This window comes from Rhizobium sp. USDA 3886 (genome assembly GCF_056279785.1).
In genome coordinates, this window is the sequence record NZ_JBWCDC010000001.1 from 3,323,702 (window position 1) to 3,335,707 (window position 12,006).

The window sequence follows — 12,006 nt, forward strand, 5'->3', positions numbered from 1 at the left end:
CGCGCGCTCAGCATTGGACGGGTTGGGTATATGGCAAGAAGCACTTCGCCGGTGATCGATAACCGGCCGGACCGTTTCTCCCTCTCAGGGTTCGTGCTCAGGCAGGCGCAAGCTCTCCTGGGCTTTACGATCTTCCTGCTGTTGGCGCTCGCGGTCGCAGCACTGGCGACATGGAACGTCTCAGATCCGAGCTATTCCTACGCAACCGGCAATCCGCCGGCAAATGTCCTGGGATATGGCGGCGCCGCCTTTGCCGATATCGCGATGCAGTTCTTCGGGCTTGCCAGTGTTGTGGCGCTGCTGCCGGTCGTCGCCTGGGCCCTGGCATTGATTTCCGGCCGCCGCATCAGCCGCATTCCGGCGCGAGCCGGCGCCTGGGCCCTAGGTTCGGTCCTTTCGTCTGCCGTGATCGGTTGCATCCCGCCGCCGCTGACATGGCCGATCCCCAACGGTATAGGCGGCGTCATCGGCGATATGATCCTTCGTTTTCCGGCTCTCTTCGTCGGCGCCTACCCGAGCGGCGCGTTCGCGACGGCTGTCGGCTGCGTGTTCGCGCTGCCCACCGCCTGGATGATGCTGTTTGCTGCAGGCATCGTTGGCCGCACGGAAGCCGACGAGGACGAGAGCGATGCATTCGTGGCTGCACCTTCCAAAGCCCGCTCGATTGGTGATGAGGATGAAGACGATGAAGAGGGTGGGTGGCTTGCATTCGGAGCGTTGACGCATGCCTGGTACATGAGCCAGGCGCGGATGCGCCGCATCTTCGGCCTAGGGCCGCGCAAGCGCCGTCAGAGCGATTTCGAATCGCCCTATGACTTCAACGACGATGAATTCGGTACCCTGAACGAGCCCGTCCGCGCCAAGGCGCCGGCAGGTCGCGGCGAGCGCCTGGAGCCGTCAATGGAACCACGCAACGGTTCGCTCCGCCGTGTCGTCTCCGCGCCGTCGATTTCGCTCAACGACGATGATGATGACGATGTGCCGTTCGATAGCGACATGCCGCCGCGTCCGGCCGATATTCTGCCGGACGACGACGAGGGCTGGATGATACGTGCACCGGCGAAGACCGCTGGCGGCAAGCCCGAGCCGCGCGTCGTGCCGCAGGTCTCGCGGCCGAAGCCTGGTGCTCGCATTGAGCGCGAGTCGCAAGGTTCCTTCATTCGCCCAGAGGGCTTCCAGGTTCCCTCGATTCATCTGCTTGCCGAGCCAAAGAACGTCGTTCGCGACTCGTCGCTTTCGGCCGATGCGCTGGAGCAGAATGCCCGCATGCTCGAAGGCGTCCTCGAAGACTTCGGCGTCAAGGGTGAAATCATCCATGTCCGCCCCGGCCCGGTCGTCACGCTCTATGAGCTTGAGCCGGCTCCCGGTATCAAGTCCTCACGCGTCATCGGCCTTGCAGACGACATTGCCCGCTCCATGAGCGCGATCGCCGCCCGTGTCGCCGTGGTTCCCGGCCGAAACGCGATCGGAATCGAATTGCCGAACTCGACGCGTGAAACGGTGTACCTGCGGGAACTGATCGCATCACGCGATTTCGAAGGCTCGAAGGCAAAGCTTGCGATGGCGCTCGGCAAGACAATCGGCGGCGAAGCCGTCATCGCTGATCTTGCGAAGATGCCGCACCTGCTCGTTGCCGGTACAACTGGCTCCGGCAAGTCGGTTGCCATCAACACGATGATCCTGTCGCTACTCTACCGTCTGACGCCGGAACAGTGCCGCCTGATCATGATCGACCCGAAGATGCTCGAACTCTCAGTTTACGACGGCATTCCGCATCTGTTGTCGCCGGTCGTCACCGATCCGAAGAAGGCTGTCGTCGCGCTCAAATGGACCGTCCGAGAGATGGAGGAGCGTTATAAGAAGATGTCGAAGATCGGCGTCCGCAACATCGACGGCTTCAATGCGCGCGTCGAGCAGGCGTTGGTCAAGGGTGAGGCCATTTCGCGAACCGTGCAGACAGGGTTTGACCGTCACACCGGCGAAGCGATGTACGAAACCGAGGAATTCGACCTGCAGCCGATGCCCTACATCGTCGTCATCATCGATGAAATGGCCGACCTCATGATGGTCGCCGGCAAGGATATCGAGGGCGCCGTCCAGCGCCTGGCGCAGATGGCGCGCGCCGCCGGTATTCACGTGATCATGGCCACCCAGCGTCCGTCCGTCGACGTTATCACCGGCACGATCAAGGCCAACTTCCCGACGCGCATCTCCTTCCAGGTCACGTCGAAGATCGACAGTCGCACGATCCTTGGCGAACAAGGTGCCGAACAGCTGCTCGGCATGGGCGATATGCTCTACATGGCGGGCGGCGGACGCATTCAGCGTGTCCACGGTCCCTTCGTGGCCGATATGGAAGTCGAGGAGATCGTTTCTTATCTGAAGACGCAGGGCGCGCCGCAATATCTCGAGGCGATCACTGCAGATGACGAGGACGACGATGATTACGGCGGCCCTGCGGGCACCTCCAATCTGGCGGATTCCGATGACCCCTATGATCAGGCAGTGGCCATCGTGCTTCGCGACGGCAAGGCTTCGACGTCTTATATCCAGCGCCGTCTCGGCATCGGCTATAACCGCGCCGCTTCACTGATCGAGCGCATGGAGCAGGAAGGCGTCATCGGCCCTGCGAACCATGCGGGCAAGCGCGAAATCCTGGTTCCGACCGAAGGCGATATCCTCGATCGCTAGCGGCCGGAAAAACCGCCGGGGCAATGGCTTCACGGAAACCTGATAGCCTCGAAAGCGTTACCTTCTGCAGCGATGCGTCTGCGCCATGAAGACGCCGCCTTTCGGCAGCATGCAGGTCGCATCAAAGGAGACCCAGATGACCAATTCGGATTCCGGCTTCAAAGGCCTCTCGCTCACGCGCCGCCATCTTATTGGTGTGCTGGCGCTGGCTGCCGTTTCAACTGCAATTCCAGTCGAAGCCTTTGCGCAAGCTGCTGCCGGCGGTTCCGCGACGGCACAGGCGATCGCTGATCATTTCTCTGGCGTCGCCACAATGCAGGGTGATTTCGTCCAGTTCGGCCCACGTGGCGAACAGACAGGCGGCAAATTCTACATTGAGCGCCCCGGCAAGCTGCGCTTCAACTATGACAATCCGTCGCCGATCAGGGTGATCTCCGACGGCAGGAATGTCGCCGTCGGCAACCTGAAGCTTAAGACCTGGAGCCTCTATCCGCTTTCGAAGACGCCGCTCAGCCTGCTGCTTGCACGGAGGATCAACCTGTCTGACGGTTCGGTGAAGAGCGTGAAGGAAGAATCGGATCTGACCACGATTGCGCTCGGCAACAAGACGATCTTCGGCAATTCGACGATCACGATGATGTTCGATCCGAAGACCTACGATTTGCGCCAGTGGACGATCACCGACAATCAAGGCAAGAACACGTCGGTGATGGTGTTCAACGTGAGGACCGGCGTTCAGTTTGATCAGAAGGTCTTCAGAGTGCCGTATGAAAGCATTCCAGGTACTGCCGCTAACCGCGACTGATGCCATATGACTTTCTGTGAAAAACGCCCGGTGAAAGCCGGGCGTTTTCGTTTGCGGACGTTCCATCCGACGTGCCTTTGCTCTAAGGCCTTTTCGATCTCTTTTTAAAGGCAATGGCATGAGCTTCTCGATTACCACCTGGAACATCAATTCGGTGCGGCTGCGCATGCCGATCGTTGAGCAGTTCGTGCTCAAGCACAGGCCGGATATCCTCTGCCTGCAGGAAACCAAGGTTCCCAACGAGCTCTTTCCGGCGGCTCCGCTTCGCGCCATGGGTTATGAGCACATCATCGTGCATGGCCAGAAAGGCTATCACGGCGTTGCTATTGCATCGCGCATCCCGCTCCGTGAGGATCATCGCCTGGACTACGGCAATGTCGGCCATGCCCGCCATATCTCCGCGATCTTCGAGCGGGAAGGGCGCCGCGTCAGGCTGCACAACTTCTATGTGCCCGCCGGCGGTGACGAGCCGGACCCGGCCGTCAATCCGAAGTTTGCCCATAAGCTGGATTTCGTCGAGGAAATGAAGCTGCTGAAGGCTAACGGCGAAGCGAATACCTCGGCCATCCTCGTCGGTGACCTGAACATTGCGCCGCTCGAGCACGACGTCTGGTCGCACAAGCAGTTGCTGAAGATCGTCAGCCATACGCCGGTCGAAACCGAGGGTCTGCTGGAGGCGATGAAGCGCGGAGCCTGGCTCGATCTCATGCGTCAGCAGGTGCCGGCGAGCGAGAAGCTCTATACTTGGTGGAGCTACCGCGCCAAGGACTGGGAAGCCGCCGATCGCGGCCGCCGCCTCGATCATATCTGGTCGTCATCGGACCTCGGTCCGTTGCTGCAGCGCATCGACATCCTGAAGGAAGCTCGCGGATGGGACCGCCCGTCCGACCACGTGCCGGTGACCGCGCATTTTAATCTCTGAGATCTACGAAAAGCGGTGAAGCTGCGCAGTCGCCCGCGCCGCCAATTCCGCGATGTTGTCGCGTATGCGGCTCTCTATGATCCGGGCTGCGTCCGGATATTCCTCGATCAGCCTGTGGAAGAGCGCCCGCGTGATGCGGATGACGCTGGAATCCTCTCGAGCCACGGCCGTAAATTTGCGCTCCACCAGCGTTACCAGCGCGAGTTCGGACAGCAATGTGCCGGGACCGGCGATGTGCTTGACCTTGGGATGGCCATCGGGGCCGGCCGTGCTGAGCTCCAGCGCACCGCCGGCAACCACGTAAGCGCTTTCGGCGGGCGATCCCTCGCGGAAAAGCATCTGTCCCGTGGAAATCAAACGCCGGTCGGCGCCGAAGGCGATCAACCGCAGTTGATCGGCAGACATGCCTCTGAAGAGCTGCTGCTGCGAAAGCAAGTTGATATCGTCTGTCAGCGCCATCCGGCTCTTTGCCCTACGGTATGATTTTGTAGCCGCCGTTTTCCGTCACGAGGATTTCGGCGTTCGAGGGATCGCGCTCGATCTTCTGGCGCAGGCGGTAGACGTGTGTTTCAAGCGTATGGGTCGTCACGCCGGAATTGTAGCCCCATACTTCCTCAAGAAGCACGTCGCGGGTAACGACCTTCTGCTCTGCGCGATAGAGGTAGCGGATAATCGCCGCTTCCTTCTCCGTGAGACGAATCTTCTGGCCGTTCTCTGCGGTGAGCAGCTTTTGGCTCGGCTTGAAGAGATAGGGACCGACTGTGAAGGTCGCGTCCTCGCTCTGTTCGTGCTGCCGAAGCTGAACGCGGATGCGCGCCAGAAGCACTGCAAAGCGGAATGGCTTCGTGACATAATCGTTGGCGCCGGCTTCCAAACCAAGGATGGTGTCTGAATCCGTGTCGTGCCCGGTCAGCATGATGATCGGCGCCTTGAAACCGCCCTTGCGCAGAAGCTTCACGGCTTCGCGCCCATCCATGTCCGGCAGTCCCACATCCATGATGAGAAGGTCGATAGGCGTGCTGCGCGCAACCTGTACGCCCTTGCCGGCTGTTGCCTCTTGCAAAACCGTGAATTCCTCATAGAGCGCAAGCTGCTCGGTGAGTGTTTCGCGGAGGTCGCTATCATCATCCACCAGTAGAATGGTGCGTGCGGTCATGCGGTTCTGTTCCTCAATTCCGTCCAATCAAGTCCTACGACATATTCAATCGTTGGCAAAGACCAGAAGACGTGCTGTTGCCCAGCTGGGGCCGATGTGATTTCAATTGAACTCACAAGCAAAACAAGAACATGTGAGAAAGATGGAGAAAAAAAGGCGAACCCGAAGAACCGTGCCATCCACCATTATTGTGCGTCCGGCGCCCAGCAGGCAGAGCCGTGCACTGGTTCAATGCGGTCCTCTCGTCGTTCCCGCTGCAATCGGCCGCTCCGGCCGCACCATCTTGAAGCGCGAGGGCGACGGTGCAACGCCGATTGCTTCGTTGAAGCTGCTTTACGGCTTCCGCCGCGGCGAGCATCCGAGCCGCCTCGAAACACCGCTCTCGATCCGCCGCATCCGGCAGGACATGCTCTGGTGCGACCAACCCGGCGATCCGAACTACAATCGCCTCGTCAGGGCGCCGTTCCGTCCAAGCCACGAGGAGTTGAAGCGCAAGGATGGACTCTACGATATATGTGTCGTCATGGATTGGAATATCACATCCCGCACCCGCAATCGGGGATCGGCAATCTTCTTCCATCTCATCAGGCCGGGCTATGAGCCGACGGCCGGTTGCATCGCCGTCCATCCACGCGACATGCGCCGGCTTCTGCCGCATATGCGCAAGGGGACAACGATACGCGTTCTCTGAGGCGTCAGGGGTGATAATTCGTACGCCGTCTCCTATATCCCGTTTTGACCGGCACTCAGGCTGCCGGGAAATCCGCTTGCGGATTCAATTTTATGCCCCTCCAATTCTTCAAACTTCCGGAGATATATTGTGGCCAATCAACCCATCATCACTTTCCATGACGGACATTCCATTCCCCAGGTCGGCCTCGGCGTATGGCAGACGCCACAGGATATCGCGGCGCCGACGGTCCGCAAGGCCCTCGAAGCCGGCTACCGCCATATCGATACGGCTTCCGGCTACGACAACGAAGAGGGTGTCGGCGAGGGTGTGCGTTCCTCCGGTCTCGATCGTAAGGATGTTTTCATCACCACCAAGCTTCGCAACCCGGATCAGGGTTACGACAGCACGATGCGCGCCTTCGAGGGCAGTCTGAAGAAGCTCGGCACCGAATATGTCGATCTTTACCTGATCCACTGGCCGTCGCCGCACCGCGGCCTCTATCGCGAAACCTGGAAGGCTTTCGTCAAGATCAGGGCAGAAGGCCGCGCTCGATCGATCGGCGTCTCCAACTTCTATCCGGATCATCTGGATCACATCATCGGCGATACCGGCGTGGTTCCGGTCATCAACCAGATCGAGCTGCACCCGGATTTTCAGCAGAAGGCCGCGCAGGACGCGCACCGGAAACTGAATATCGTCACTGAATCCTGGAGCCCGCTCGGTCAGGGCAAGTTCATTGCAAATCCGGTTGTCGGTGAGATCGCCAAGAAGCATGGTAAGACGCCGGCGCAGGTCATCATCCGCTGGCACATCGATACCGGTCTTGTCGTGATCCCCAAGTCGGTAACGCCGTCGCGTATCGAGGAAAACTTCCAGGTCTTCGATTTCAAGCTCGATGCCGAGGACCTGGCGGCGATTGCCAAGCTCGACGACAGGAATGCCCGCATGGGGCCGGAACCCTATACGGCAACGTTCTGATCAAGAGGCCTTCTATCTCCTCCTCCCCACCATTGCGGAGAGGAGGAGACGTTTGCTCACCTGAGTTCACGCGGCGTCACGAAGCGTTCGAGGCGTCCGCTTCCTGGCGATATATCCCCCCAACGGTCCGCCTCAAACGCAATGATTGCCAAGCCGGCAGTGGGGAATTTCTCCTTCAGGCGCGCGCAAGCGTCCGGATCGCCATTGCCGATGAGATTGTTCGCGAGGTCCTGAAAACCGGGATTGTGTCCGACGAGCATGACTGTCCGGGCCGACGATTCAATCTTCTGGAGGATGCCGGCAATCCGCCCCGCCGGGGCTTCGTATAAGTCCGGCACGTCGCGTTCAGCAATCGAAGCGGAAAGTTTTTTCGCGACACGCTTCCATGTTCCCTGCGCGCGCTGAGCGGTTGATACCAGGACGAGGTCGGGAAAGAGCTTTTCACGCGCCATATAGGCGCCGATCAAGGGTGCAGCCTTTCGCCCGCGCTTTGCTAGCGGGCGGTCATGATCCGCGATATCGGCCGGCCAGGCGGATTTTGCGTGACGCAGAAGCAAAAGGCGAAGGTACTTCGGCGAAGGCTTGTTTGGCGCATTCATGCTGCTCACCTGAAAGGGCAGGACCTATTGTCTCACCGAATGCGCAATTTGTCTTCTGGAGACGGCATGCCTCCCCTTCTAATCGAAGGGGAGGCAATGGTCGTCAGTTCCACTCGCGGATATCGACGAAATGGCCTGCGATCGCAGCGGCGGCGGCCATAGCCGGGGAGACGAGGTGTGTGCGGCCCTTGAAGCCCTGGCGGCCTTCGAAGTTGCGGTTGGACGTCGAGGCGCAGCGCTCGCCCGGCTTCAAGCGGTCGTCGTTCATGGCGAGGCACATGGAACAGCCGGGCTCGCGCCAGTCGAAGCCGGCCGCCTTGAAGATCTTGTCGAGGCCCTCGGCTTCCGCCTGTTCCTTCACGAGGCCGGAGCCGGGAACGATCATGGCGTTGACGGTCGAAGCAACGGTCTTGCCTTCAACGACCTTGGCAACGGCGCGCAAGTCTTCGATACGGCCGTTGGTGCAGGAGCCGATGAAGACGCGGTCGATGTTGATTTCGGTCATCGGCGTGCCCGGCTTCAGGCCCATGTAATCAAGCGCGCGCCACTTGGAGGCACGCTTCGTTTCGTCCCGGATCTCGTCCGGGTCAGGAACGACGCCCTGAACCGAGACGACATCCTCCGGCGAGGAGCCCCAGGAAACGATCGGCGGCAGCTCGGCAGCGTTGAGCTTCACGACGCGGTCGAAATGTGCGCCTTCGTCCGACTTCAGCGTCTTCCAGTAGGCAATCGCCTGTTCCAGCGCCTCGCCCTTCGGCGCACGCGGCTTGCCCTTGATATATTCGAAGGTCGTCTCGTCGGGCGCAATCAGGCCGGCGCGGGCGCCGCCTTCGATCGACATGTTGCAGATCGTCATGCGGCCTTCCATCGACAGTGCGCGGATCGCTTCGCCGGCAAATTCGATGACGTAACCCGTACCGCCGGCGGTGCCGATTTCGCCGATGATGGCCAGCACGATGTCCTTGGCGGTGACGCCTGCCGGAAGCTGGCCGTCGACCTGCACCAGCATGTTCTTCGCCTTCTTCTGGATCAGCGTCTGCGTCGCCAGGACGTGTTCGACTTCAGACGTGCCGATGCCGTGGGCGAGCGAGCCGAAGGCGCCGTGGGTGGACGTGTGGCTATCGCCGCAGACGATCGTCATGCCCGGCAGGGTGAAGCCCTGTTCCGGCCCGATGATGTGCACGATGCCTTGGCGCTTGTCGTTCTCGGAGTAGTACTCGACCTTGAACTCGGCGGCGTTCTTGGCCAGCTGCTCGACCTGGATACGGCTTTCCTCGTTCTTGATGCCGAGATGGCGATCGGGCGAGGTCGGAACGTTGTGGTCGACGACGGCGAGCGTCTTTTCCGGGGCGCGAACCGTGCGGCCGGTCATGCGCAAGCCTTCAAACGCTTGCGGCGAGGTCACTTCGTGGACCAGATGGCGGTCGATGTAGAGAAGACAGGTGCCGTCTGCCTGTTCGTCGACCAGATGGTCGTCCCAGATTTTGTCGTAGAGGGTACGCGGTGCGCTCATGGCTTTTCAGTCCGTTTTGGATGCAATGGGAAGGAATTGGCGGCAAGGCCGGCCGGCCGTCATTCGATCAGCGAAGTCGGCTGCTGAGCGCACCGGAAACGGTCGCAAAGAAGCGCGCCGGCAGGCGATAATGATCCTGCAGCACGAAAACATGCGCGCCAATGCATCTGAACTTGGATTCCATGGGCCTGCATATAGCGATTTTTCTCGGAAACGGCAATTCGAATCATGCAGCGTTACCGGCTGTGAGCCTTGCGCATCCGCTGCTCGACCTGCCGCAGCGCGAGCGACAAGCCGATCGTCAGGATCAGATAGATATAGGTGACGATCGAATAGGTCTCGAAGAAGCGGAAGGAGCCGGAGGCATAGACCTTGCCCATCTGCGTGATGTCGGAAACACCGAGCACGGAAACGAGGGAGCTGTCCTTCACCATCGAGACGAAGTCGTTGGAGAGCGGCGGAAAGATGACGCGGACCGCCTGCGGAAAGACGACCAGCCGGAAGCGGTGGTAGCGTGATAGGCCAAGCGCCTTGGCCGCTTCGATCTGCCCATGGTCGAGCGATTGAATCCCGGCGCGGAAAATCTCTGCGATAAAAGAGGAATATCCGATCATCAGAGCGATGATCGCACGCCACATCAACGAGAGGTCGCGTACCAGGATCGGTTCCGCCAGTCCGGCTTTCACAAACGGCGTGATCAGGAAATTATACGCGGCGACAATGCCCGGAGCGCCGACAAAAGCCACATAAAAGAGCAGCACGAGCATTGGGATGCCACGGACGATCTCGATATAGAAGCGGGATACTTGGCGCAGCGCGACGCTATCCGAAAGCCCGAGAAGAGCGATGCCGAGGCCAAGCAATGTCGCCAGCGCAAAGGCGACCAGCGTCACGAAGACGGTGACCCATACCCCGTTGACGACCGTGCGGAACACCTGCGCATAGACGCCGTTGGTGACGATGACGATCGCAAGGATGGCGCCGATCGTGGCAAGGGCGACCAGCCACCAGGGATAGTCACCCTTGAGAATTCCGGCAGGAGGAGGCTGCAGTGCCATCAGCGGCTGACCTGCATCATTCGCCCATCTTGTAGTCGAGGAACCACTGCTTGTTCAGCGCGTCGAGCGTGCCGTCGGCCTTCAATGCGGCGATTGCGGCGTTGACGGGGGCAACGAGATCGGAGCCCTTCGGGAAGATGAAGCCGAAATCCTCGGTGCCGAGCGGGCCGCCGATAACCTTGAGCGTGCTGCTCGAGGCATCGACATAGCCTTTCGCGGCAACGCTGTCGGTCAGCACGACATCGACGTCGCCGGCCTTCAGCGCCTGCACGGTGGCGCCGAAGGTTTCGAAGAGCTTGATGCGCGGGTTCTGCTCGTTGCCGTCAAGGATCTCATAGACGGCCGTGTAGAAAGGCGAGGTGCCCGGCTGTGCACCTACGAGGCCGTCCTTGAACTCACCGAAGGTCTTCGCGTCCGTGAAGCGGCTCTCATCGGCCCGGACCAGCATGAATTGCTGCGAGCGCATATAGGGATCAGAGAAATCCACTTTCTGCTTGCGGTCGTCCTTGATGGTGATGCCGGTCATGCCGATACTGTACTGATCGTCGGAGACGGCCTGGATCATCGCGTCCCAGCTCGTGTTCTGATACTCGACCTTGAAGTTCAGCCGCTTGGCGATCTCGTTCATCGCATCATATTCCCAGCCGATCTGCTTGCCGGATTTGGGATCGACGAATTGCAGCGGCGGGTAGGCATTCTCCGTGACGACGACCACCGTCTTGCCGCCAAGATCCGGCAAACTGGCACCAAGGGCCGCCAATGGCGAAAGAACGAGAGCGGCGAGGCTTGCAAGAATGGTGCGGCGGAACGGCATCAGAAATCTCCAATGAATATGGCTAGGGGAAATTGTCATAGTTGCGAAGCGGATGGCAAGAGCATTGGCCCCGACGCCGCAGGCCGAAAACAGAAAAGGCGGCCCAAAGACCGCCTTTTCATACAGAGAATTTTGCGTGGTAGAACTTATTCTGCCGTAGGCTCTGCAGCGGCTGCAGCTTCAGCTGCTGCCTTAGCTTCCGCGGCTTCAGCCGCCGCCTTAGCTTCCGCGGCTTCGGCTGCTGCCTTTTCGGCTGCGAGAGCCTGAGCTGCTGCAACCTTCTCGGCTTCGATGCGTGCTTTTTCCTCGGCAACAGCGGCGCGCTCGGCGTCGTTGAGCTTGCGGGCACGAACGCCGGTGTCTTCAACGATACGGGCGGACTTGCCGCGACGGTCGCGCAGGTAATAGAGCTTGGCGCGACGGACCTTACCGCGGCGAACGACGTCGACGCTTTCGATCATCGGCGAGTAAACCGGGAATACGCGCTCGACGCCTTCGCCGTAGGAGATTTTGCGGACCGTGAAGTTCTCCTGCAGGCCGCCGCCAGAGCGGGCGATGCAGACGCCTTCATAGGCCTGCACGCGCGTACGGGTGCCTTCTGTGACCTTGACGTTGACGCGGACGGTGTCGCCCGGGGAGAATTCCGGAAGCGTGCGCTTCGCTTCGATCTTGGCGGCCTGTTCGGCCTCGAGCTGCTGAATGATGTTCATCGTCTTAACCTTTGTTTCTTCTGAAACAGCCAGAGCGCTCGATACATGATCCTTTGGACTCGCCTCGGGATTTTGCCCTTCGCGGGC

The 12,006-nt window shown here is 60.2% G+C and carries 12 protein-coding genes; 5 read left to right on the top strand and 7 right to left on the bottom strand.

The features are described 5' to 3' along the window. Positions 1-30: 30 nt before the first annotated feature. From ACZ9BX_RS16810 to ACZ9BX_RS16820, 3 genes are all read left to right on the top strand, one after another. Complete coding sequence (locus ACZ9BX_RS16810; RefSeq protein ID WP_476219011.1) at positions 31-2,691, top strand: FtsK/SpoIIIE family DNA translocase; 2,661 nt, start codon at positions 31-33, stop codon at positions 2,689-2,691. Between the two features lie 136 nt (positions 2,692-2,827). Beyond that, positions 2,828-3,496: an outer membrane lipoprotein carrier protein LolA gene (locus tag ACZ9BX_RS16815; protein WP_476219012.1), complete on the top strand. Its 669-nt coding sequence runs from the start codon at positions 2,828-2,830 to the stop codon at positions 3,494-3,496. 118 nt (positions 3,497-3,614) lie between these two features. Continuing rightward, entirely contained in the window at positions 3,615-4,418 is an 804-nt protein-coding gene (locus tag ACZ9BX_RS16820) for an exodeoxyribonuclease III (RefSeq protein ID WP_027511785.1), read from the top strand. A 3-nt stretch (positions 4,419-4,421) separates the two neighbouring features. On the opposite strand, the gene ACZ9BX_RS16825 is transcribed toward ACZ9BX_RS16820, so the two are convergent. Both ACZ9BX_RS16825 and ACZ9BX_RS16830 read right to left on the bottom strand, forming a co-directional pair. Then, positions 4,422-4,877 (bottom strand): cyclic nucleotide-binding domain-containing protein, encoded by a 456-nt coding sequence (locus ACZ9BX_RS16825; protein ID WP_476219014.1) that lies wholly within the window; start codon positions 4,875-4,877, stop codon positions 4,422-4,424. 13 nt (positions 4,878-4,890) lie between these two features. Continuing rightward, positions 4,891-5,574, bottom strand: a complete 684-nt coding sequence (locus ACZ9BX_RS16830; protein ID WP_476219015.1) for a response regulator transcription factor — start codon at positions 5,572-5,574, stop codon at positions 4,891-4,893. 142 nt (positions 5,575-5,716) lie between these two features. Between ACZ9BX_RS16830 and ACZ9BX_RS16835 the strand changes: the two genes are divergently transcribed. Both ACZ9BX_RS16835 and ACZ9BX_RS16840 read left to right on the top strand, forming a co-directional pair. Further along, the gene (locus tag ACZ9BX_RS16835) at positions 5,717-6,265 is read left to right on the top strand and encodes a L,D-transpeptidase family protein (protein WP_476219016.1); all 549 of its coding nucleotides are present in this window, start codon (positions 5,717-5,719) and stop codon (positions 6,263-6,265) included. A gap of 129 nt (positions 6,266-6,394) precedes the next feature. Next, the gene (locus tag ACZ9BX_RS16840) at positions 6,395-7,225 is read left to right on the top strand and encodes an aldo/keto reductase (protein ID WP_476219018.1); all 831 of its coding nucleotides are present in this window, start codon (positions 6,395-6,397) and stop codon (positions 7,223-7,225) included. 56 nt (positions 7,226-7,281) lie between these two features. On the opposite strand, the gene ACZ9BX_RS16845 is transcribed toward ACZ9BX_RS16840, so the two are convergent. From ACZ9BX_RS16845 to rplS, 5 genes are all read right to left on the bottom strand, one after another. Further along, positions 7,282-7,824 (bottom strand): SixA phosphatase family protein, encoded by a 543-nt coding sequence (locus ACZ9BX_RS16845; RefSeq protein WP_476219019.1) that lies wholly within the window; start codon positions 7,822-7,824, stop codon positions 7,282-7,284. A 103-nt stretch (positions 7,825-7,927) separates the two neighbouring features. Then, a complete protein-coding gene (gene leuC, locus ACZ9BX_RS16850) occupies positions 7,928-9,337 on the bottom strand; it encodes a 3-isopropylmalate dehydratase large subunit (RefSeq protein WP_476219021.1) in 1,410 nt (469 codons plus the stop codon). Between the two features lie 236 nt (positions 9,338-9,573). Beyond that, the gene (locus ACZ9BX_RS16855; RefSeq protein ID WP_476219022.1) at positions 9,574-10,395 is read right to left on the bottom strand and encodes an amino acid ABC transporter permease; all 822 of its coding nucleotides are present in this window, start codon (positions 10,393-10,395) and stop codon (positions 9,574-9,576) included. Positions 10,396-10,411: 16 nt separating this feature from the next. Next, a complete protein-coding gene (locus ACZ9BX_RS16860) occupies positions 10,412-11,209 on the bottom strand; it encodes a transporter substrate-binding domain-containing protein (protein ID WP_476219023.1) in 798 nt (265 codons plus the stop codon). 146 nt (positions 11,210-11,355) lie between these two features. Then, entirely contained in the window at positions 11,356-11,919 is a 564-nt protein-coding gene (gene rplS, locus ACZ9BX_RS16865; RefSeq protein ID WP_027511776.1) for a 50S ribosomal protein L19, read from the bottom strand. Positions 11,920-12,006: the final 87 nt, after the last annotated feature.

Coding starts and splice junctions, on each gene's coding strand:
- ACZ9BX_RS16820 (WP_027511785.1), top strand. CDS start 3,615: ATGAGCTTCTCGATTACCACCTGGAACATCAATTCGGTGCGGCTGCGC.
- ACZ9BX_RS16830 (WP_476219015.1), bottom strand. CDS start 5,574: ATGACCGCACGCACCATTCTACTGGTGGATGATGATAGCGACCTCCGC.
- leuC (WP_476219021.1), bottom strand. CDS start 9,337: ATGAGCGCACCGCGTACCCTCTACGACAAAATCTGGGACGACCATCTG.
- ACZ9BX_RS16825 (WP_476219014.1), bottom strand. CDS start 4,877: ATGGCGCTGACAGACGATATCAACTTGCTTTCGCAGCAGCAGCTCTTC.
- ACZ9BX_RS16810 (WP_476219011.1), top strand. CDS start 31: ATGGCAAGAAGCACTTCGCCGGTGATCGATAACCGGCCGGACCGTTTC.
- rplS (WP_027511776.1), bottom strand. CDS start 11,919: ATGAACATCATTCAGCAGCTCGAGGCCGAACAGGCCGCCAAGATCGAA.
- ACZ9BX_RS16845 (WP_476219019.1), bottom strand. CDS start 7,824: ATGAATGCGCCAAACAAGCCTTCGCCGAAGTACCTTCGCCTTTTGCTT.
- ACZ9BX_RS16860 (WP_476219023.1), bottom strand. CDS start 11,209: ATGCCGTTCCGCCGCACCATTCTTGCAAGCCTCGCCGCTCTCGTTCTT.
- ACZ9BX_RS16835 (WP_476219016.1), top strand. CDS start 5,717: ATGGAGAAAAAAAGGCGAACCCGAAGAACCGTGCCATCCACCATTATT.
- ACZ9BX_RS16855 (WP_476219022.1), bottom strand. CDS start 10,395: ATGGCACTGCAGCCTCCTCCTGCCGGAATTCTCAAGGGTGACTATCCC.
- ACZ9BX_RS16815 (WP_476219012.1), top strand. CDS start 2,828: ATGACCAATTCGGATTCCGGCTTCAAAGGCCTCTCGCTCACGCGCCGC.